This window comes from Acetobacter aceti, from assembly GCF_002005445.1.
GTDB classification, from domain to species: Bacteria; Pseudomonadota; Alphaproteobacteria; order Acetobacterales; family Acetobacteraceae; genus Acetobacter; species Acetobacter aceti_B.
Genome location: NZ_CP014692.1, coordinates 87136 through 108965 on the forward strand (window position 1 = coordinate 87136; position 21830 = coordinate 108965).

16 protein-coding genes and 2 pseudogenes are annotated in these 21830 nt (G+C 57.3%); 15 read left to right on the forward strand and 3 right to left on the reverse strand.

The features are described from left to right. The first annotated feature begins 211 nt into the window (after positions 1–211). From A0U92_RS00400 to lexA, 4 genes are all read left to right on the forward strand, one after another. Positions 212–1084 (forward strand): helix-turn-helix domain-containing protein, encoded by an 873-nt coding sequence (locus A0U92_RS00400; protein ID WP_077811505.1) that lies wholly within the window; start codon positions 212–214, stop codon positions 1082–1084. A gap of 42 nt (positions 1085–1126) precedes the next feature. Next, on the forward strand, positions 1127–2002 hold the full coding sequence (locus A0U92_RS00405; RefSeq protein ID WP_077811506.1) for a sulfurtransferase: 876 nt from the start codon (positions 1127–1129) through the stop codon (positions 2000–2002). A 2-nt stretch (positions 2003–2004) separates the two neighbouring features. Then, complete coding sequence (gene metC / locus A0U92_RS00410) at positions 2005–3219, forward strand: cystathionine beta-lyase (protein ID WP_077811507.1); 1215 nt, start codon at positions 2005–2007, stop codon at positions 3217–3219. 98 nt (positions 3220–3317) lie between these two features. Continuing rightward, on the forward strand, positions 3318–4016 hold the full coding sequence (gene lexA, locus A0U92_RS00415; RefSeq protein WP_077811508.1) for a transcriptional repressor LexA: 699 nt from the start codon (positions 3318–3320) through the stop codon (positions 4014–4016). Between the two features lie 163 nt (positions 4017–4179). On the opposite strand, the gene A0U92_RS00420 is transcribed toward lexA, so the two are convergent. Continuing rightward, the gene (locus A0U92_RS00420) at positions 4180–6432 is read right to left on the reverse strand and encodes a TonB-dependent receptor (protein ID WP_077811509.1); all 2253 of its coding nucleotides are present in this window, start codon (positions 6430–6432) and stop codon (positions 4180–4182) included. A 212-nt stretch (positions 6433–6644) separates the two neighbouring features. Then, positions 6645–8102, reverse strand: coding sequence for a sugar porter family MFS transporter (locus A0U92_RS00425; protein WP_236748203.1), 1458 nt, complete (start codon positions 8100–8102; stop codon positions 6645–6647). Between the two features lie 619 nt (positions 8103–8721). Here A0U92_RS00425 and A0U92_RS18695 point away from each other — a divergent pair. The 7 genes and pseudogenes from A0U92_RS18695 to A0U92_RS00455 form a co-directional block, all read left to right on the forward strand. Continuing rightward, positions 8722–9042: pseudogene (locus A0U92_RS18695) on the forward strand (transposase); the annotation flags it as partial. A gap of 5 nt (positions 9043–9047) precedes the next feature. Beyond that, complete coding sequence (locus tag A0U92_RS00435; protein WP_335622193.1) at positions 9048–9662, forward strand: YeeE/YedE family protein; 615 nt, start codon at positions 9048–9050, stop codon at positions 9660–9662. Further along, on the forward strand, positions 9659–10060 hold the full coding sequence (locus A0U92_RS00440; protein WP_077811512.1) for a DUF6691 family protein: 402 nt from the start codon (positions 9659–9661) through the stop codon (positions 10058–10060). Before A0U92_RS00435 ends, A0U92_RS00440 begins: the two co-directional genes overlap by 4 nt. Positions 10061–10404: 344 nt before the next feature. After that, positions 10405–10563 carry a hypothetical protein gene (locus A0U92_RS18700; protein WP_187668812.1) on the forward strand — a complete coding sequence of 53 codons (159 nt, stop codon included), beginning with the start codon at positions 10405–10407 and terminating at the stop codon, positions 10561–10563. Between the two features lie 315 nt (positions 10564–10878). Further along, positions 10879–12249, forward strand: a complete 1371-nt coding sequence (locus tag A0U92_RS00445; protein WP_236748205.1) for a carbohydrate porin — start codon at positions 10879–10881, stop codon at positions 12247–12249. An 11-nt stretch (positions 12250–12260) separates the two neighbouring features. Next, on the forward strand, positions 12261–13427 hold the full coding sequence (locus tag A0U92_RS00450; protein WP_236748206.1) for an NHL repeat-containing protein: 1167 nt from the start codon (positions 12261–12263) through the stop codon (positions 13425–13427). A 7-nt stretch (positions 13428–13434) separates the two neighbouring features. Beyond that, positions 13435–14637, forward strand: coding sequence for a Dyp-type peroxidase (locus A0U92_RS00455; protein ID WP_077811514.1), 1203 nt, complete (start codon positions 13435–13437; stop codon positions 14635–14637). A gap of 455 nt (positions 14638–15092) precedes the next feature. Here A0U92_RS00455 and A0U92_RS17595 read toward each other — a convergent pair. Beyond that, a pseudogene (locus tag A0U92_RS17595) lies at positions 15093–15544 on the reverse strand (tyrosine-type recombinase/integrase); the annotation flags it as partial. On the opposite strand from A0U92_RS17595, the gene A0U92_RS18560 reads away from it, so the two are divergent. The 4 genes from A0U92_RS18560 to nirB all read left to right on the forward strand — a co-directional run bounded on the left by A0U92_RS18560 (position 15428) and on the right by nirB (position 21826). Next, positions 15428–15739 (forward strand): hypothetical protein, encoded by a 312-nt coding sequence (locus tag A0U92_RS18560; RefSeq protein ID WP_408736131.1) that lies wholly within the window; start codon positions 15428–15430, stop codon positions 15737–15739. The pseudogene A0U92_RS17595 and the gene A0U92_RS18560 overlap by 117 nt on opposite strands. A gap of 246 nt (positions 15740–15985) precedes the next feature. Then, the gene (locus A0U92_RS00470) at positions 15986–17206 is read left to right on the forward strand and encodes a nitrate/nitrite transporter (protein WP_077814167.1); all 1221 of its coding nucleotides are present in this window, start codon (positions 15986–15988) and stop codon (positions 17204–17206) included. A 35-nt stretch (positions 17207–17241) separates the two neighbouring features. After that, entirely contained in the window at positions 17242–18897 is a 1656-nt protein-coding gene (locus A0U92_RS00475) for an alginate export family protein (RefSeq protein WP_236748207.1), read from the forward strand. Positions 18898–18925: 28 nt separating this feature from the next. Next, positions 18926–21826 carry a nitrite reductase large subunit NirB gene (gene nirB, locus A0U92_RS00480; RefSeq protein WP_077811516.1) on the forward strand — a complete coding sequence of 967 codons (2901 nt, stop codon included), beginning with the start codon at positions 18926–18928 and terminating at the stop codon, positions 21824–21826. Positions 21827–21830: the final 4 nt, after the last annotated feature.

The following is a 21830-nucleotide window of genomic DNA, read 5'->3' on the forward strand; positions in this document are numbered from 1 at the left end:
ATCACTTTATGAGATGGGTGTCACGCGCCGAGTGTGTGGGCCTTCGCAGGAAGATCAGGAAATGTGGCAACGATGCGGCGAAGCTGCCTGATTTATGTGTAAGCCGCCATAATTTTACGATATCGCAAATTACGGACTCTTTACAGCAAGCAATATTAACGTATTATTGACGAAGATTTTCCCGGAAACAGTATCTCAAGGAATGACCGGAATGGCTGCTGTGACTATGCGTCTGAGCGAGATCGGACAGCAGCTACGTGCTTTTCGTCTTGAATCGGGTATGCGGGCGGATGAAATTGCCGCTCGCCTCGGCGTATCTCGTGCTGCTCTCTACAGGTATGAGAAAGGCGAGGTGATCAAACTCGACACGGTTCAGAGACTGGCAGAGCTGCTTAAAGTTTCACCTCTCACTCTTCTTGGCATCGGTGTGGAATATTACAGCCGACCGCTCAGTTTTTTCGAGCGTGTCCGGCAGGTTGAGGAAGAAGCGGACCAGATTCTCCAGATCAGTGATCCGGTGGCGTATCTGGTGACCTCACCCGAATATGATTCCATTCTGGCGCGGGCGATTGCTGAGCAGGTGGAAAACAAACAGCTGATTGAGCAGTATCAGGAGATTTTTACCGCACGGCGCGAGAGTTACCGCCTTCGCCGCCCGACGATGATCACCATGCTGAGCGAACAGTCGATCGAGCGCTTTCTCCAGCGCGGCGTGGGTGAAGCGATCACCATGTCTGACGAACTGCGCACCGAGGCGCGCAAGGTTGCCGCGATGGAAATCGGCCGCATTGCGGAACTGATTGAAGCCGAGCCGATCGGGTTGCAGTTCAGCCTGCTCGCGGATGTGGAAAGCACGACCAACTGTATCCTGATGCGGGGACGCGAGCGGATGATGCTGGCGATCAACCCGTTCCGGTGCGACATGTCGCCGGCGGCGACAACAGGCGTGTCGCTGGTGACCAGCGCTCCGGAAGCGGTCAACGCCCATCAGCGCGTGATTGAAGTGCTCTGGGCGGAATCCTGCAAGGGCAAGGAAGCGGCGGAACGTCTTCGTTCCCTGCTTGCACAGCACGCGATCCAGTGATTCACTCCTCCTCTCCGCAGGCAGCGGAGAGGAGTCGGATCTGTGTCACAGCCTCTTGTCGATGTTGATACGTTAAAGGATGCCCTTGCGTCCGGGGGCGTAACCCTTCTTGATGCGACAGCCCTGCTTCCCGGCGAGCAGACTGACCCGGAAACTGTATTTCGGGCGTCCCGTCTGCCCGGTGCACATCGCTTCGACATCGAACTTTTCTCTGATCCTGAACAGTCTCTCCCCCACATGGCGCCTGCCGCCGGTCGCTTTGCACGACTGGCCGGCGAGCTTGGACTGACACACGACAGCACCGTCGTTGTTTACGATCAGGGCAACATCGCCTCTTCATGTCGGGCCTGGTGGCTGCTGCGCCTGTTCGGCCATGAGCGCGTGTTCATTCTTGATGGCGGATTGCCCGCATGGCGTGCAGCAGGCGGCGCGCTTGAGCAGGGTGAGCCTGCGCCGGTTTCACCAGAACAGTATGTTCCCCGTCTGAAGACCAGTCTGATCAAAGGGCTGGGAGATATGCTGGCCCTCTGCGCCTCAGAGTCGGACGACGTGATTCTCGATGCGCGTTCGGCAGGTCGTTTCACCGGCGCTGCTCCCGAGCCGCGGGCGGGACTCTCCTCCGGGCACATGCCGGGAGCCCGGAATATTCCCTTTGGTGAACTGCTGGACGCAAACAGACACTTCCTGCCGAAAACAGCTCTGAAAGCGCGTTTTGAAAAAGCGGGCGTTGCGAGTGCGCAGACCCCGCTTATCGCCACCTGCGGGTCGGGCATGACAGCTTCCGTCATCGTGGTGGGAGCTGTTCTCGCGGGATATGAATCCGTCTCGCTCTATGACGGTTCATGGGCGGAGTGGGCGCGAACGCCGGATGCGCCCATCGTAAAAGGAGAAGCGACATCCGGTAGGGAGCGGAATTGATCATGACAGGTGAAGACAGGGTTGCCGCCGGTTGGGAACGGCTGAACGCCCGGCTGGTGAAAGTCGGCCGTCCGGATGTCCATGACGAGCAGTTTCGCCGGACCGGCACGCTGGTCAATGCGTCGGTTTCCCGGGGTTCAACCGTGCTGTTTCCCGATCTGGACACCATGCGGCGCGTGGGCGCCGAGCGTTACGAGCACACGCCGATCTACGGCGCGATGGGCTCCGCCGTTCAGCACGATCTGGAGCGGGCTATCGCGGCCATCGAGGAAGGGCGCGATACACAGGTCGTGTCGTCCGGTCTCGCCGCCTGCACGACGGCGCTGCTGACATGGACCAGTTCCGGCGGTCACTGTCTGCTGCCGGATTCCTGCTACGGTCCGACCCGCCGGTTCGCCGACACGATGCTGCGTCGGTTCGGTGTCGAGTCCACCTATTACGATCCGATGATCTCCGAAGACGGGCTGCGCGAGATCATGCGACCGAATACGCAGGTCGTCTTCGCGGAAAGCCCCGGCAGTCACACGTTCGAGGTGCAGGATGTCCCCATGCTGGCCCGTGTGGCGCATGAAGGCGGGGCGCGGGTGCTGCTCGACAACACCTGGGGTTTCGGGGTCTTCATGCCCTTCACTCACGGAGTCGATGTGTCGATTCAGGCGCTGACCAAATATCCGGGTGGTCATTCGGACGCCATTCTGGGAGCGATCACCGTCACCTCGGAAGAGGACTGGCACATGTTGCGGGACGCCTCGATCCAGTTGGGCCAGCTTGCCGGACCGGATGACTGCTGGCTGACCCTTCGTGGTTTGCGCAGCATGGGAGTGCGTCTGGCGCGTCAGGCCCGCACGGCGTGGCGGGTGGCAAACTGGCTGCGGGATCGTGGAGAGGTGGCGCAGGTACTCTATCCTGCGTTTGCGGATTGCCCGGGCCATGAATTCTGGGAGCGGGATTTCTCGGGAGCAGGTCCGTTATTCACCGTTGTTCTGACATCCAGCCATGACAAGGCCGCCATGGAACGGATGATCAACGGGCTCCAGCATTTCGGGATCGGGGCCTCCTGGGGGGGCTATGAAAGTCTGGTACTTCCCACGACTGGTGGTGTGTCCCGCTCCCTGCCAAACGCGCTGCCGGAAGGGGTGGCCTTCAGGCTGGCGATCGGGCTGGATGATGCGGCTGATCTGACTGCTGATCTGGAGCGTGGTTTTTCGCGCCTGTAACGGAGGCGGAGAGCAGGCAGGATTGACCCTGAACAGGAACCAATGTAGAACAAAGCAGCTTCCGTAATAGATGATATCTTGGTAGAGGACTGGCCCCGATGCTCACACGCAAACAGCATGAACTGTTGCTGTTCATCGATTCCTATCTGGGTCAGACAGGTTTCTCGCCTTCCTTCGATGAAATGAAGGAAGCGCTCGGCCTGAAATCCAAGTCAGGCATTCACCGTCTGATCACAGCCCTTGAAGAGCGCGGTTTCATCCAGCGACGGCATAATCGGGCGCGGGCGCTGGAAGTGCTGCGTCTGCCTGAGCCTGTCCAGTTGTCACCGGCGGCTTCGTCCCGATCCCTGAACGTCATCAAGGGTGATTTTTCACAGCGGTTTGCTGGCGTGAAGACGGGTGAGGTGTCGGCGTCCATAAGTCTGCCGCTCTATGGCCGGATTGCGGCTGGTCTGCCGATAGAGGCCCTGAATGATCACAGCGAGCATGTGGAAGTGCCGATGGCGCTGCTGGGTCAGGGAGAGCATTACGCGCTGGAGGTTGCCGGCGATTCCATGATCGAGGCTGGCATTCTGGATGGTGACACGGTCATCATACGTCGGGAAGATCATGCCGAGAACGGTCAGATTATCGTCGCGCTCATTGATGACGCCGAGGTGACACTCAAGCGGCTGCGAAAGAAGGGCAACACGATCGCCCTTGAAGCCGCCAATCCTGCTTATGAAACACGGATTGTTCCGGCTGAACGTCTGAAAATTCAGGGTCGGCTGGTCGGATTGCTCCGCACATACCACTGAAGAAAGAGCCGGCTGTCTTCTCTTCGGGGATTGGCTGTGCAGACGTCCGAAAATTCTTTCATCATGAAGAAGTTTCTGGGCACCGCCTTTTTCCAAAAAGACGGCGATCTCTGAAGCTTTTTGAAAAGAGCTTCACCAAAAACTTTTATTGGCAAGACCTCTCTTAAAACCGCTGCGAAATGCCTGTCAGAATGGTCCGTCTCAGCCCGTACTGAGGCGCGCCGACACCAATGCCTGAGCCACTGCGAAGCATGTAACGGCGATCGAAAAGGTTGGTAACATCCAGCCGCAGTTCAGTCCGTTTCAGGAACGGGGTATGGAACAGGTTGTCAAACGACTGAACCAGTCCAAGGTTGAAAGTGACGTACTGCGGCACGGATGCGCCGTTGGGGATCACTGAATCTTCGCGAAGACCACTGCCATAAACCATTGTTGCTGACAGACGCGTGGGATGATCTGTCTTGCGGAAGGCTGTGTAGCTGCCTCCTGCTGATGCGGTCCAGCGCTGGTCATGATCCACATGCACCCAGTGGTTGCTGATATAGGCAAGGTCGTCAGGCGTCATATTCCATTGGGCGGAAACAATGTCTTTTCCGATGGCGCGTGACCATGCGAAGTTTCCGTAAACAGTGAAGGGACCACGTGAATAGTCGGTGGTCACTTCATAGCCGTTGACCTGACCTCGTTTGTAATTGAACGCGGAGAGGATGATGGGAGACCCGAACTGTCCTTCGTCAATCATGTTGCGCGCCAGTTTGACATAGGCGTCGAAAGATGCGTGCCAGTGTGGCAGAATTTCCTGCGCGAAACCGGCGTCGAAGTAGTGGTCACGCTCAGCCTTGACCATCGTGTTCTGGAAATTCGGTGGCGCACCGGATGTGTTTGCGTATTTATTCAGCTGCGTTCCTCCGACCAGTTCAAACGGAGGCGGTGTGAAATAACGGGAATAACCGGCGTGGAAGGCGCCGCCTCTCCAGGGGTTCCAGACAATGTTGATTCTGGGGCTGACCTGCTTGGAATGTGTGTATTCATCCACACCATCGAAACGCAGGCCGTAATTGATGGTCAGGTTCTTGACGGGACGCCATTCGTCCTGAGCATACAATCCGTAGATCCAGCCGGTGCGGCCCGTGCCATCATGAATGGACTGTGTCTGGCCGTCGAATTCCACGTTGCCATCATCGTCCGTGCCAGTTTGCGTATAGACAGTGGCATCCGATTTTGAAACGGTTCTTTCTACATAAGCCTGAAAACCGAATCTGACCGTGTGTTTCGGCGCTGCGCGCCATGTGAGATCGGTCTGATTGCCTGATGAAAAGACTGAACGCTGGGCGTGCTGGGCAATGCCGTTATAGACAAGATCGCCAAGTGGATCAGGAGAGTATCCCAGAGAACTGTACCGTGCGATTGCTGAAGTCTGCAGGCTGACTTTTCCCATTTCCTTCTGAAGCGACAGCATGCCGAAGTCAGTAATTTCTTTCTGCTGCTCGTGCAGGGAAGCACTGTTCACGCTGCCGTAGACCTGCTCCGAAAGGGCGCTGTTCAGGAAGGCCGGATTGGCAAACTGCCTTTGCTGACCAGGGTTGTTCGGAAGCTCATATTGAGCGTTCGAGACCCCGGCGATAAAGCTGATGCGTGTGTTTTCGTCAGCCGTGTAACGCAGATGTCCAAGAAAATGGTACTGATTGCTCAGATCATGGATCGCGTTGAAATCCGGTGTGGGATTTTCGATACCGACGCGGTTATGCACGTAATCAGCCGTCGCGAAATAATCCCATTTCCCGGAATGCCCGCCATATTGCAGGGAAGGGAAGAAATAGTCACGAGCGCCACCATAAATGGAAGCATTGCCGCCGCTATCCGACGTACCGTTCTTTGTCATGATGTCGATCACGCCCGCCTGCAGAAATCCGTATTCGCTGGGCAACGCGCCTGTTGTCAGGGACATGGAATGCGCGAAACGGGTCATGAGCGTCTGTCCGAAGACGCTCAGCCCTTCAGGAAGGGCTACACCATCGAGGCGGAACTGCACCTCGTTATGATCGCCACGAATATGGATCTGTCCGTAGCTGTCCTGCGCAACGCCTGGAGCCTGTAATAGAACCGCGTTGAGTGGGGTGTTATCGCCACCGGGAATTCTTTCGATATCCGCACGGGAGAAATGATACACGCTTGCGCCGGTCGATGGCTGCAGGCTGGCTCTCTGCTTGTCCAGATGCGCCGTGACGATGATGTGCTCGTCCTGGGTGGCTGTCACCGCTTTGATCGGAGCTGTTTTAACAGGTGCTTGTACAGCAGGGGGCGGGGGTGTCGTCGTTCCGGTTTCTGCGGCATGCGCAGGCGTGAGGACGTGCCGGGAGAGCAGCAACGGGCTGGCGACGAGCAGAAAGGTGATGGGATGGACAGGGCGGTTCATTGAGCATCCGGACTGACTGATTTATGCTCTCCATACTATGTTATGTTATAACATAACAATACCTAAAATGTCGAAAAACCCTTGCGGGACAGATTGCCGCGCGATGTTGCTGAACCGCCAAAGCAAAAACGCTGCTCCGGTTCAAAACCGAAGCAGCGCCATCCGGAAGGTCGATGTTTCTGTTCCAGCCCTGTGAGGACTGGAACACAGTGTCAGAGATTATCGATGATCTTCGGGCTCTGCCCAATTCTCGGACGGAAGGTGCCCTGACGCAGCGTCGTCTCGATGTTTTCAAGAGAGGCTCCGGCGGTTTCAGGAACCAGCAGAAAGACGAAGATCACGCTGACAAGGTTAACCCCGGCATAGAACCACATGGTGCCGCCAAGCGTCAGGGTCTGCACCAGTTCCAGCGTAGTGGCTGTGACAACGAGGTTGCTGCCCCACAGAACGGCAGCATGGGCGCTGGTCGCAGCGCCACGCATCGGCAGCGGGAACATTTCCGCGCCGGTCAGCCAGCCGACAACCTGAATACCGCCGGAATTGAACAGCATGAACAGCAGCAGGAAGGCCAAAACCGCGAAGCTGCCGACGCTGCCGGGAGCCGGATGCAGCGCGAAGCAGATTCCCAGACCGACAAGGCTGAGCACTGCTCCCGGTCCCATGATCAGCATCAGGCGACGACGGCCAATCCGGTCCACGAACAGGCAACCGAGCAGGGTCATCACGCAGTAGACGATCGCTACGCCAAGGCTGGCCCAGAGCGACCATTGCGGACCAAAACCTGCATCGGTCAGAAAGGTCGGCGTATAGTAGATCATCATCTCCAGACCACCGGCCTGCGTGAAGAAAGCCACGCCGAGCGCCGCGATGACCGCAGGGCGCACCCATGGCAGCATGAGCCCTTTCCAGCCCCGCTCCGTGGTGTCGATTTTCTGCATGTTCGAGTGAATTTCCCGAACTTCTTTCTGAACGCTCTCACGGGTGTTGCGGATGCGTCCAAGCTGTTCAGCCGCAACGTCCAGCCCTTCGTTACGGGCGGCCCAGCGCGGGCTTTTGGGCAGAAAGAACATCACGATGAAAACGAATGCCGCCGGGAGTGCTGCGGCAGCCACCATCGGGCGCCAGCCCCATTCATCACGCATCATCAGTCCGGCAATGTTGGCGAGAAGAATCCCGATACCGATTGCTACATTGAACAGGGTGACGAGATTACCGCGTCTTGCCGGAGGAGCCAGTTCGGAAATGTAGGTCGGCACAACCTGCGTAGAGCCGCCAACAGCAAGGCCAAGAAAAAAACGTGCTGTAATCAGAAGGTTTATGCTTGGCGCCAGTGAGCAGGCAATCGATCCCATGACAAAAATTGCTGTCACAAAGATGACGGTGGCCCGGCGGCCGAATTTTTCAGAGGACCAGCCGAAACCGATCGCCCCGACTGCCGCGCCCGCGAGAATGGCAGAGGCCACCCATTCCTGCTGGGTGATGGTCAGGTGGAAGTCCTGCTTGATCAGCAGAAGCGCACCGGAAATGATTCCTGTATCGTATCCATAGAGGCCGCCGCAGATGGCGGCCACGACGGTTGCGATCCATAAGGTTTTATCGGCGTTTGGCGAGATCTGAACCGATTTCAAGACAGATGCCAGAGTTGGCCCTGTGCTGTTTGTCGTGGTCAAGTGTGTGTTCTCCATAGTGACATTCCTGAAAAGAAAGAAATCTTTTCGGAGGGTAAAAGTTCCCGCAGCAAGCTATTCAGTCTTGCTTTTGTAATCCTGTGTGACCGGGACTCTCTACTGAAGTCGGATCAGGGAGAAATGTTCTGGCTTCAAAATCCCAGAGAGCCTTCACTCACTTCACGATATGCGCAGACATCATTGCATTATGAAATCTTGTTTCATTAAATGCGATTTGTAATTTTTATCTTTAATGTTTTTTCTCTGCGCTGCGAAACATTACTACGAATTCAGGGTTTTGTGAACATTTAATTTTTAAAAAAGAAAATATTTTAGAAAGTTATTTTTATATAAAGAAAATTTTTAAAATATATTATTTTATTGTCGGTGGTGTCCTGTGGTTGCCGTCCATGCATTCATAAAAAATTATGGATTCCGCACATCGTAAAGAGAGGCTCTCTCCATTGAATTGAAAGTGGGCCTCTGCTTCTGCCCCCCCCGCTTGATTCTATGCCTCCTGTCAGGAAAGGTTCAGGACGGATATGGCTTTCGAGATTCTTATCGATTAGGCTTCATGGGCAAAGGTTGACAGTATTATCCATGATTGATTCAACGCTGCTTTTTGGAGGCATCGTCGGGCGAGCGGATTGGACTTTCAGACAAGGAATGGACCATCATCGGGACGCTGCTTTCGCCAGAGACGGGTCGTGGCTGCCGTCCTGCACAAGACAATCGTCTGTATTTTGGAGGCATGATGTGGATTGCCCGAACCGGATCGCAATGGCGTCACTTGCCTGATGACTATGGCAGGTGGAACAGTGTGTTCCGCCGTTACCGACGATGGGTGACGACAGGCGTGTTCGATGCGATGCTCGAAATCCTGGCTGAAATGGTCGGGCGGGATACCAATGCCGACATGATCGACAGCACCGTGATTCGGGCACATCATTGTGCCATCGGTATAAAAAAGGGTCTCAGGAAACCGGGGCGGTTGGCCGATCGCGCGGTGGTTCTACCACCAGACTGCACGCCCGATGCGACGTCATCATCTTCTTCATTCCCGCGCTCTGTCCTGCGCTTTACCTGCTGGCCGTCGCCTGCTGCCGTGAGCACAGGCAGGAGGAAAAACGCATGAACTGGGCGCATGACATTCAGGCGGCTTGCGGAGGCATGCTGATCGGCCTCTCGGCGGCGCTCTTTCTGCTGCTCGACGGGCGGGTCGCCGGCATCAGCGGCATCCTCGGCGGTCTTCTCAGGCGCTGGAACCGCGCGACCGCCGGCAACGTCGCCTTCATCGCGGGGCTTCTGCTGGCCGGCCCGTTCTATCGGGTCTTTACCGGGAGATGGCCGGCTGTCCATATCGCCGCTTCCTTGCCCGTGCTCGTGCTGGCTGGGCTGCTGGTTGGTTTCGGTACGCGACTGGGATCGGGTTGCACCAGCGGGCACGGCGTCTGCGGACTGGCTCGCCTGTCCAGTCGTTCGGCGGTGGCTGTCGCCACCTTCATGATCACGGCGTTCATCACCGTATTCGTCACCCGGCACCTGATAGGAGGTGGATCGTGAGCATCATCGTTGCCCTCGGCTGTGGGCTGTTGTTTGGCCTTGGCCTCGCCCTGTCCGGCATGGTCGATCCGGCGCGTGTGCTGGGGTTCCTCGACCTTGCCGGAGCGTGGGACCCGACCTTGATCTTCGTATTGGGCGGCGCGGTCTCTGTCTCTTTTCTGGGTTATCGTCTGTCGCGCTTGATGACGCGGCCAGTCTGCACAGAACATTTCGACTTGCCCACCCGAACCGTGATCGATCGCCGTCTCATCGGCGGGGCGGCATTGTTCGGGGTTGGATGGGGGTTGGTGGGGTTATGTCCTGGACCGGCTATCGTGTCACTGGGGCTCGCGCAAGGTGACGGCGCGGTGTTCGTCGTTGCAATGATGGCGGGCATGTTGGTCGAATCATTATATTGAGCAGGTGTAGCGACGTTTTCCAGCATAAGGCATGTAAAGGCGGTGAACCGGAGGCTTGGGAGTCTCCGGGTCGGCGTCGCGACAGGCGCGGCGATCGACGCGGCAGCGCGCCCTTATCTTTATCCGGTATATGTCGCGCCGCGCCCTATGCCATGACGCCGTTTTTTTTGAGGGACCGCTCCTCGGCGGTCGCAGGAAAATTCCCAGCGATCGGAACGGTTCTGCTCCTCTCGTCCTGCGCTGGTGCCCATGTTCGGAATCCCGTGAAAGTACATGAGTTTCTCTAGAAATTTTCCAATCATGATCAGATCCTCGCCGAGTTCCCGCGCATCGGATGCAAAGGAATGACGAAGGTCGTGAATGCGGACGTCCTCCAGTCAGGCTTCCTTTCGTATGCGCCGCCACGGCTTCTCCAGATCGACCGGATGGCGAAATGGCAACGGTTCCTCAATGAGCGAGTGCGGGATGTCGTAGAGCAGAAGACCGCCGATACGGGGACATAAGGCGGTACCTTTTCGGGATATTTGACCAGGAATTGGACTGTCGGCTTTTGGAGTCCGTCCAACGTCATTGTTTATGATTACAGCGGTTTGTGACCATCGATCGAGAAACCCGAAAATAGGCTTTCGTCGAGTATTGCAAAATATGTCCACCTCCAATATGAGAATGCATCGCATTTAAAATTGGAAACAGGCGCCGTGTTGCTTTCTACAAATCCAGGACGGAAAAATCCGCTCGACAGGCGCCCTTTTCTCCGGCTGGGAGCCGTCACCGGGATGCTTTGCTGCTTATGTAATCCTGCCCGAGCAGTCGCCCCGATGGTTAATCTGGGTAACGCCGCAGCCGCCGGGGAAGAATCATCTCAGGGTGTTTTTGGCTTCCTCGACAACTGGAAGCGGAGCGCTAACTTGCTAGGCAACATGTGGGGTTTGCGCTCAGAGTTAGGCAAGGCCGGTCTGGTGCTGGCCGTTCAGGAAACGTCAGAAGTCTTCGGTAATCCCGCCGGAGGTATGCGTCGTGGCGCGGATTATGATGGGCTGACCGTCGCTGTACTCCAGATGAACACCCAGCGCGCATTCGGCTGGTATGGTGGAACATTTCAAGTCAGCATGGAACAGGTCCACGGTCGTAATCTTAGTGCTGACAATCTCGATGCTTACCAGACCATCAGTGGAATCGAGGCAGACAGGTCCACGCGTCTCTGGGAACTCTGGTTTGATCAGAAACTGCTCGACCAGCAAGCGCTCGACATCAAGATCGGTCAGCAGAGTCTGGACCAGGAATGGATGGTCAGCAGTAACGCTCTCGTATTCGCCAACACCATGTTCGGCTGGCCGATGGTCCCGTCAGCCGATCTGCCGGGCGGCGGCCCGGCCTATCCGCTCTCCGCATTGGGCGCGCGCGCCAAATACTGGATTACAACGCCGCTTTACGTACAGGCTGGCATCTTCAGCGGCAGTCCCGCCCATGATACCTCGGGAGACGCCCAGCAGAGCAACCGGTCAGGCACAAGCTTCGTCCTGAATCGTGGTATCATGGCAATCATGGAATTCCAGTACGTCTATCCCGGTCTTGGCGCGATGGTATCGCCGGATGAGGGGGAAGCGCTTTCGCGTATCTATCGCATTGGCGGATGGTATGATTCAGAACCGTTCGCTGATCAGTATTGGGACAATACGGGTACTCCGCTTGCATCGCCTGACAGTAGCGGCATCGCACTGACTCACAGGGGCGCATTCAGCTTTTATGCGGTTGCTGATCAGATGCTGTGGCGCAGCCATGTTGATCCAAACCGGACGTTCAATGTCTTCGGTCGTGTCATGGGCACACCCCAGGCCGATCGTGTTCCGATCGACTTCAGCATGAATTTCGGTTTCACTTTCAAAGATCCGTTGCCTTATCGGCAAGATGACACGCTCGGGCTTGCAATGGGCTACACCCATGTCAGTAGTGCGTTGGGAAATTACGATCGAGCCGTACATAAATATTCTGGTGCCTATAGTCCGGCTCAGGGCGGCGAGACGTACATTGAGTTGATGTATCAATGTCAGATGACGGGCTGGTTACAGTTGCAGCCTGACTTTCAATATATCTTCAATCCATCGGGAGGAGTGCCAAATCCGCTGCATCCTGAACGACGGATTGGAAATATAGCGGTCCTCGGTCTGCGTTCGAACATCGCTTTCTGAAGGCACTCATCATGAGATTTAAAATGCGCTCTCTGTCTTTCTCACTTGCCGCTCTTGCTGTCCTCTGGACCGGTTGGGCGCCGGATGCTGCGGCTGCGCCAAAAGGCTTCCTGGAGACAATTCATCGCCACGCGATGGTCGCCTCTACCAGTCCAGGCAATGGCGACCTCAACCCATACGCCATCTTTCTGGTGCCGCAAGACATGGGCGTCCTGAAGAAAGACGAAGTTCTTGTCACAAATTTCAACAATATCAGCAATCTCCAGGGCACGGGCACCACAATCATCGCCTATTCTCCGGTGACGAAGACGTCACGGCTGTTCGCAAGCGCGCCAGCCAATCTCGCGGCCTGTCCGGGAGGGATCGGATTTACCACGGCGATGACCATCCTCAAATCGGGATGGGTCATCGTCGGCAGCACACCTAGCAAGGATGGCACGACTGGAACCAAGGGAGACGGCTGCTTACTTGTCTTTGATTCGAACGGTAAGTTCACTGAAGCCTGGAAAGGACCGCTTATTACCGGTCCATGGGGTGACATCGCCAGCATCGATAACGGGGACACGGCCGTGCTGTTCATCTCGATGGCTGCTGCCGGTCTGCCCGCGCCGGATGTACGCGACCCGGTTACGCATTATCCGCCGATCCTGCATAACGCGACCGTGCTGCGGTTCAACCTGCATATTCCGCCTGGCCAGGCGCCGGTTCTTGACAAACAGACCGTAATTGCCAGCGGGTTTGCCGGACGCGCGGACCGGGACAACTTTCTTTTTGGACCCACGGGTCTTGCGCTCGATACCGATGGCACGCTGTACGTGACGGATGGGTATGATGAAGAAGTGACGGCAATCGACAATGCGGTGAACCGTACCGAGCCTGTAACGCGCCAGAACGATGCTGTCGGACGGATCATTACCAAAGGGGGATTATTGAACTGGCCTCTGGCGATGATATGGGTGCCGGGACACCACCTGCTGGTGGCCAACGGACGGAACGGACAGGTCGTCGAGATCGACCCGGACGCAAAAAAGCAGATTTACGCGCAATGGATCGACAGCGACCAGGCGCAGCAACCGCCCGGTAACGGCGACCTGTTCGGTCTCGCCATGACGCCCGACAACAGGGGCTTCTATTATGTCGAAGATGACATGAACACGCTGAACGTCAGCCTGCCTTGAAAGCCCTATGACCATGCTTCTCTCACGCCGGACCGCCCTCGGCGCCGCCCTCGGCCTCGCCGGGGGGCGACTGTTCACGCCGTCGTCGGGCGCTTGTGCCGCACGGTTCGCCATGCTGCACCAACCCGGGATCGCCACGCCGCCGTTGCCGTTCCTCTATTTCATCGCCTTCGATCTGACGACGGAGAAACGCACGGATGTGGCCGCGCTGATGCAGCGATGGACCCGAGCCGCCGACGCCTTGATGACGGGGGGCAGCGTCCCCGGCCTGGTGGATTCCGGGGAGGCGGAAGGGTTGGCGACGAAAGACCTGACCCTGACCTTCGGCTTCGGCCCCGGCCTGTTCACCCGGGACGACAAGGATCGTTACGGTCTCGCGGCGCGGCGTCCGGCGCCGCTGGCCGATCTGCCACGTTTCAACGGGGATCAGCTTGTTCCCGCCCATACGGGCGGAGACCTGTGCGTGCAAAGCTGCGCGGGCGATCCGCAGACGGCTTTCCACGCCGTGCGCATCCTCGCGCGCCTGGCCTACGATATAGCGACGCCGCGCTGGGTCCAGACGGGCTTCGCGCCGGATTTCGGCAAGGGCAGGACGCCACGCAACCTGATGGGTTTCAAGGACGGGACGATCAATCCCGACATCCGCGATCCCGGGATCGCGGCCCGGGTGCTGTGGGCTTCTCCGGCTGACCAGCCATGGATGCAGGGCGGTAGCTATCTGGTTGCGCGGATCATCCGCATGGCGCTGGAACATTGGGACCGTACGAAAGTTGGGTTTCAGGAAGAAACCATGGGGCGCCAGAAACGCAGCGGCGCGCCCATTGGAGGGCATGGGGAGTTCGAGCCCCTCACGCTCAAACAGACAGACAGGGACGGTAATCCGATCACGGCACAGGGTGCGCACGCCCGGCTTGGCGCGCCCGAGGAAAATGACGGCGCGCAGATTCTGCGGCGCGCCTATGCCTATGACAACGGATTGAACTACACCGCTGAGCGCTGGCCACCATGGCGGCAGGGAAATGAATTCGATGCCGGCTTGATGTTCTTGGCCTACCAGCAAGACCCACGCACTGGATTCACGAAAATCTTCGAGCAAATGTCAAAGTTCGATATGATGAACCAGTTTACGACACATGTGGGGGGCGGCCTGTTCGCTTGTCCGGGGCGACGGCCGGACGGCTATATCGGACAGCAATTACTGGAGATGTAAATGCGTGCAAGCACGGTTTTGCGATGGAGCGGAATCACGGTGTGTCTGCTGCTTGCCTGTTGTGACGGGGGACAGCAGCAACCCAACCGGAATGTCTCAAAAGACGCCTTCCGGCAATTTGATCCGCCTGCTCCTGGTGTCGCCAATCGTCCGCTCTTGAATATGGGCGGGAAATATTGAGTGTCGGTATCGGCCAGAGCGTTTTCCTCTCAAGCTGTTTCGCATCCTGCGGCGATTAAGAAGTTGGCGCATTCTGCGGGTGCGACCTGATCGATCAGCATGCCGAGCCGGCCCCAAAGAGCATCGCGGGTGCGTTCGGCGGCGCGGCGGAGCTTGACCTTGGCGAAGATGTTCTCGATCGGGTTAAAGTCGGGCTGTATGGCGGCAGAAACTGCTGGCCGGCACCCGATGGTGAACCGCTACCCGAGCGACAGATCGGTCTGACCGATCCCGACAATGGCAACGAAGAGATACAGCTTTCCTTCAGCAGTCTGGACCTCGGCAATATCGATATGAAAAAAGCCAATCGGATAGCGCTTGAAGCGCTGTCGTTTCGGTTTGTCTCCTTCAATGTCAGGCAGGCGTGAAATCCCGTGACGCTGAAGACAGCGATGCAGCGCTGAGCGTTTCAGATGCGGAATGGTAGCCTGAACGCCTAAAGGCAATCGTCCAGAGACAGTAAACTATGTCGACGAAAGGCTAAGATCATCGCTTCGTCCGTCCCGGACAGGATCGTTGAACGTGGCTCTTTCTTGCGGTGGGCGTAACGCGTGGTCGATTCGAGATTCCGATGACCCGGGAGTTTCCCGATCATGGTCAGACCCTCGCCGAGTTCCAGCGCATCGGATGCAAAGGAATGGCGGAGATCGTGAATGCGGACGCCTTCCAGTCCGGCTTCCTTGCGGATGCGCCGCCACGGCTTCTCCAGATCGGTCAGATGTCGGAACGGCCTTTGACGTTCATCGTAACGCTGCTGACACGACTGTCGCTGTCCGCGAGGGAACGGTCCAGATTGAAAGTAGCGGATCGCCGCATGGGGTGCGTGAAATTCTCCGTGTCGGAGATGAGATACGCGTTGAGACGCATGGTGACCCGACGATAAGAAAGGTCCGAAACCACAGTGCCCCGTCATGGTCCCCGAAAATATGTCGATAAATATTTTGACACCGTAATGTTTGCTGTGCAGAATGAACCACAGTGATATGGTTTCCTGTGTAATTGTTCATCAATGGAGGTGGACAAGAAGGAAACGGCAGCACCCAACACGACACCTCCGGATGGCCAACGATGGTCTCCGTGCCTGAGCAAGGCGTCTCCGCTCATAATGCTGGAGACTGGATGCGATGACGTGGACAAAGGATTTCTGAAAGCCGGAAGCCCCCGCACTCTCCTGGCGGCGTTCCTCTACTTCGATGTGTCCTTCATGGTCTGGGTATTACTCGGCCCGCTGGGCATTTCGATTGCTCATGATCTGCATCTGAATGCCGGTCAGAAAGGTCTTCTGGTGGCAACGCCCGTTCTGGCAGGGGCTCTGCTACGCGTGGTGTGCGGTGCGTTCGTCGATCGTTTCGGGCCACGACGTGTGGCGATTGCAGCGCAGATATTCGTTATTCTTGGCCTTGGGCTGACATGGCTGATTGCTCCGCACAGCTATGGCGCACTGTTTGGTGTGGCCCTTGTGCTGGGGGTGGCGGGTGCGTCTTTCGCCATGGCCCTGCCTCTCGCTTCCGCGTGGTATCCTCCGCAGTATCAGGGAACCGCGCTCGGTATTGCAGGCGCAGGAAACTCCGGAACGGCTCTGGCGGCTCTTTTCGCGCCGGGACTCGCAACCCTTTACGGGTGGGTCAATGTCCTCGGACTGGCGACCCTGCCGCTGACCGCCGTTCTGATCGCATTCTGCTTTCTGTCGAGTGAGCCGGCAAAGCGCCAGACGAGTGGCGGGCTCGTCACATGGCTGCCTCTCCTGCGTAATGTGGACTGCTGGTCACTGATGTTTTTCTATGGTGTGACATTCGGTGGTTTTGTTGGTCTTGCTTCGTTTCTGACCATCTACTTCAACGATCAGTATGGTCTGGCGCCCGCCGTGGCCGGAAGCTGCACGGCGTTTGGGGTGTTTGTGGGCTCTTTTGTGCGTCCCCTTGGCGGCGCTCTGGCTGACCGGTTTGGTGGAACACGCGTCCTCAGTGTTTTCTATGCGCTCGCGGCTTGCATCTTTGCTCTGATCGGGTTCGGGCTGCCCACCATCTGGCTTGCCTTTCCGGCTTTTTTCCTCGGCATGCTCGTGCTGGGGCTGGGGAATGGCGCCGTCTTCCAGCTCGTGCCGACGCGTTTTCCGGAAAGGGTTGGTATCCTCACCGGGCTGGTCGGCATGAGTGGTGGCGTGGGCGGTTTCTATCTTGCTTCTTCTCTTGGCGCCGCGCGGCAGATGACGGGATCCTATGGTCCGGGCTTTCTGTGTTTCGCTCTGGTCGCTGTGCTGGGGCTTGTCTGCGTCATGTTCTGTCGCCGTCGCTGGATAACGGGAACGGATGAAATGCTGACAGGAGCAACCGCTCCTCACGCTCTTTGATTGCTCCCTTTCCATCAGCCTTGGAGCATGATCCGATGATCCGTATGTTTTCTTCTCTTCTGCCAGTCGCGCGCCCCGTTATCTCAACAGAGATCATGGCTGGACTGTGTCTGGGACAGTCAGCCTGGGCTGGCGCCGGGCAGGCCGGCAGCGCAACGATTGCGTATTCTCAGACAAACGGTGGCCAAGCCGCTCCCCGTGCCGTCAAAAAAGCAGCAGGCGTACCTCCTCCGGCACCTCATGCCAGGGACTGGGGCGTGTTCAATGCAGGGAAAGGCGTGGCGGCCGGTTTTGGGACCGTTGGCGCGCCGGGACAGCCCCGGTGGGCTGAGGACTGGAGCGGTCTCGCCTCCATGCCGCAGGAAAAAAAGCGCGATGACTGGTTCAATCGGCTGAAATATATTCGCCTGACGGATAAAGGCGATATCTGGCTTTCCCTCAACGGTGAGGAACGGCTGCGTTATATCTTCGAAAATCAGCCTATGATGGGTAATGCTGGCAAAACCAACGCCAGCCGTGTACTGCTGCGAAGCCAGTATGGCGCCGATCTGCATATCGGTGAACATATCCGGGCTTATGCTGAGTTTCTCTGGGGCGTCGCGGGTGGCTCGAATTATTACGGGTATCAGGCGGGCACTCAACGGGAACGTCTTGATCTCCAGCAGGGAATTCTGGAGGTGAAAGGCAATCTGCTTGGCGCGAAAATGGGCGTGATTGGTGGGCGGCAGGTGTTCCTTGATGCACCCGTGTCCATGCAATCGGCGCGTGACCTGCCAAATGTCCAGCAGACATGGGACGGTTTTCGAGGTTACGCGGTCTGGAAGCGATTCAGGGTTGATCTGTTCGATTTCATGCAGACAAACAAGCTGCCCAAAGACGTTTTTGCAGATGGCACAAATTACAATGCCCGGATGTATGGTGTCTACACGTCAACCGCCCTGCCGAACTTCTCTTTGATGGGAGCGAAGAGTCAGATTTTTGCGGACGTTTTCTTCCTCGGTTACCTGTTCAATGGCGCGCCCGTAGCGATCGCGACGACCACCGGAACGCAGGCCGCTTCGACCCGTCGTGACAATGCCGGGCTCCGTCTGTGGGGGAATCTAGGGCCTTTTGACGTCAGTCTGACCGGTGTCTTTCAGGGGGGAGAGTTCCGCCCTGCCGGGGGCGCCAGCGCCACACGTCCGGTGCGTGCCTACGCAGTGAACGGAATATTTGGCTGGACGGCAAAAAGCCTGAAAGCAAAACCTTCCTTTTCCCTGCAGGCCGATATGTTTTCCGGTGGCTCCTATCATAGCAGGGATGGCGCTGTGGGAACATTCGCCACACCGTATTTTCCCCTGCCTTACTATAATGACGTGACGCTGGCGCTGACATCGCAGAATCTGATCGGTGTTGGTCCTGTCATCAGCGCCACGCCATTGCCGCATCTGCTCGTAAAGCTGCATGTGCCGTTCTTCTGGCGGGAAAGCACACAGGACGTGGTGTATGGGACTGGAAAAATTTATAGCTGGCGTAACAATCTATCGGGTGGTTTTATTGGCGCCACGCCCCAGACCCAGATCGCCTGGAACTTTGCGCCGCACTGGACATGGACACATGACATTGCCGGGTTTCTGGGATCACGCAGCATGAGAAACGCGGGCGCGAAAGACGGCGCTTTCTACATGCAGACCATGGAATTCAAATTCTGACAATGTCAGTCCATCAGGAGAAACGATCATGACCAAATCAGGAAATATTGTCATCATCGGGAACGGTATGGTCGGCCATTACTGCGTCGAGCAGCTCGTGATGCGTGGTCTGCATGAAACACATGCCATTCATATCTTTGGCGACGAACTGCACGACGCCTATGATCGCGTACACCTGACTGATTACATGAACGGGCATGACGCGCTGGCGCTCTGTCTGCATCAGCAGGATTTCCATCTGCACCATGGTGTGACATTGCATCGCGGCGTGCGGGTGACGCAGATTGATCGTGACGCCAGGACAGTGGAAAGTGACGAAGGTCTGCTGTCTTACGAGACGCTGATTCTCGCGACGGGTTCCACGCCGTTCGTGCCGCCGGTGCCCGGAAATACCGGCACGGCGGGGCTGGTCTATCGTACACTTGACGATCTGGACATGATCCGCGCCGCTGCGGATGGAGCGTCGCGCGGCGTGGTCATCGGTGGCGGTCTTCTGGGACTGGAGGCGGCCAATGCGCTGACGGGACTGGGACTATCCACGGCGGTTGTTGAATTCGCACCGCGTCTGATGCCGGTCCAGCTGGATGAGGAAGGAGGACGGGCGCTCAGGCAGCGGGTTGAAGCGCTCGGTATCGAGGTGCTGACGGCGCATGCCACACAGGAGATCGTTGCTGGCGAAACATGTCGTCATCGTCTCGTCTTTGCTGATGGTACATCTCATGAAACCGATCTTGTCGTGTTCTCGGCCGGTATCCGGCCGCAGGATCGTCTGGCCCGTGAGTGCGGTCTGGCGGTCGGCGCGCGAGGCGGTGTCGTCATCGACCAGAGCTGCCGCACGTCCGATCCGGACATCTTCGCGATTGGTGAATGTGCCTGCTGGAATGGAATGATTTTCGGTCTCGTCGCGCCAGGGTACACCATGGCGCGCACTGTGGCTTCGACGCTGGCAGGAGACGATGATGTCTTTAACGGCGCGGATATGTCCACGAAGCTCAAGCTTCTGGGCGTGGATGTCGGTTCCATCGGCGATGCGCACGGTGTGACGCCCGGAAGCCGCAGCTATCGCTTTATCGGCGAGGTCGATGGCTCCTACAGGCGTCTCGTGCTTTCGGCGGATGGGTCCAGCGTGCTGGGTGCGGTTCTGGTCGGTGACAATGCCTATTATGACACGATCCTTCAGTATGTGCAGAACGGCATCAAGCCACCGGCTGATCCCGCCGCGTTGATCCTGCCCCGCGGGGAAGGAGCGGAATTGCTGGGAGCGGACGCGCTGCCGGATACGGCCATGATCTGCTCGTGCCATAATGTCACGAAGGGGGCGATCTGCACGTCCATTGATGAGGGCTGTGCGGACCTCGCCACTCTGAAGCAGTGCACAAAGGCCAGCACCGGCTGCGGCGGGTGTGCCTCCCTGCTCAAGAGCGTGTTCGAGACGGAACTGGAATCACGCGGCATTACAGTCGATCGCAGTCTTTGCGAGCATTTTTCCTATACGCGACAGGAGCTTTATTCGCTTGTCCGGGTGCATGGAATCCAGACATTCGAAGATCTGATGGCGCAGTATGGCAATGGCGGTCTCGGCTGTGACATCTGCAAGCCCGCCGTCGGTTCCATTCTGGCTTCGGCCTGGAACAAGCCGATTACGGATCCGCTTTATATTCCGCTGCAGGATACGAACGATACGTTCATGGCCAACATGCAGAAGAATGGCACCTACTCTGTCGTTCCCCGGATCGCAGGCGGTGAAATCACACCGGAAAAACTGATCGTGCTTGGTCAGGTCGCCAGAAAATATGGTCTCTATACCAAGATCACCGGTGGTCAGCGCATCGATCTTTTCGGCGCGCAGCTCGACGATCTGCCCCAAATCTGGACCGAACTGCTCGATGCCGGTTTCGAGACGGGGCATGCCTATGGGAAGTCGACGCGAACCGTGAAATCCTGTGTCGGCAGCACATGGTGTCGCTATGGCGTGCAGGACAGCGTAAGCAAGGCGCTGGATCTGGAGAACCGTTACAAGGGGCTGCGATCACCCCATAAACTCAAATTCGCCGTGTCGGGCTGCACCCGCGAATGCGCGGAAGCCCAGAGCAAGGATGTGGGCGTCATCGCCACCGAGAATGGCTGGAACCTGTATGTCTGCGGCAATGGCGGCATGCGTCCACGTCACGCGGAACTGTTCGCAACTGACCTCGATTCTGAAACACTGCTGAAATATATAGATCGTTTTCTGATGTTCTATATCCGAACGGCCGACAAATTACAGCGTACGTCTGTCTGGCGTGAAAATCTCGAAGGTGGTCTGGATTACCTGAAAGAGGTGATCATCAATGACAGTCTGGGCATCTGTGAAGAGCTGGAACAGCAGATGCAGCTGGTCGTGGACCGCTACCACTGCGAGTGGCGTGATGCGCTGACGGACCGTGAAAAACTCAAGAGATTTCGTACGTTCGTCAATGATGGGCGTCCTGACCCGAATATCCGCACCGTGCCTGAGCGCGATCAGGTCAAACCGGCGGATAATCAGCCTGAAACAGGTGTCCCGGCAGGGCCGTCGGACTGGACCGTTCTCTGTGGCGAGGACGATCTGGTCGAGAAATCCGGCGTCGTGGCATGGCATGACGGGAATCAGATCGCGTTGTTCCTGCTCCCTGAAACCGGGAATGCATCCGCGCGGGTCTACGCCATCGACAACCATGATCCGTTCTCGAAAGCCAATGTCATCGGGCGTGGCATCATGGGCGATCTGAAGGGACAGTTGGTGGTGGCGTCGCCTCTGTACAAACAGCATTTCCGGCTGGAAGACGGGCAGTGTCTGGAAGAGCCTGCCGTTCGCCTGCGGACATGGGATGTCAGGCTGTCGGATGGCAAGGTCGAGATCAGGGAGAAAGCGATGAGCGAGGCTTCGCCGGAACCCGTGCCAGCCTGACATG

Excerpts from the sequence above, each read along its gene's own strand:
- A0U92_RS18700 (WP_187668812.1), top strand. The coding sequence starts at position 10,405 with ATGACGAAGGTCGTGAATGCGGACGTCCTCCAGTCAGGCTTCCTTTCG.
- lexA (WP_077811508.1), top strand. The coding sequence starts at position 3,318 with ATGCTCACACGCAAACAGCATGAACTGTTGCTGTTCATCGATTCCTAT.
- A0U92_RS18560 (WP_408736131.1), top strand. The coding sequence starts at position 15,428 with ATGACCCGGGAGTTTCCCGATCATGGTCAGACCCTCGCCGAGTTCCAG.
- A0U92_RS00445 (WP_236748205.1), top strand. The coding sequence starts at position 10,879 with ATGGTTAATCTGGGTAACGCCGCAGCCGCCGGGGAAGAATCATCTCAG.
- A0U92_RS00420 (WP_077811509.1), bottom strand. The coding sequence starts at position 6,432 with ATGAACCGCCCTGTCCATCCCATCACCTTTCTGCTCGTCGCCAGCCCG.
- A0U92_RS00400 (WP_077811505.1), top strand. The coding sequence starts at position 212 with ATGGCTGCTGTGACTATGCGTCTGAGCGAGATCGGACAGCAGCTACGT.
- A0U92_RS00475 (WP_236748207.1), top strand. The coding sequence starts at position 17,242 with ATGATCCGTATGTTTTCTTCTCTTCTGCCAGTCGCGCGCCCCGTTATC.
- A0U92_RS00455 (WP_077811514.1), top strand. The coding sequence starts at position 13,435 with ATGACCATGCTTCTCTCACGCCGGACCGCCCTCGGCGCCGCCCTCGGC.
- nirB (WP_077811516.1), top strand. The coding sequence starts at position 18,926 with ATGACCAAATCAGGAAATATTGTCATCATCGGGAACGGTATGGTCGGC.
- metC (WP_077811507.1), top strand. The coding sequence starts at position 2,005 with ATGACAGGTGAAGACAGGGTTGCCGCCGGTTGGGAACGGCTGAACGCC.
- A0U92_RS00450 (WP_236748206.1), top strand. The coding sequence starts at position 12,261 with ATGAGATTTAAAATGCGCTCTCTGTCTTTCTCACTTGCCGCTCTTGCT.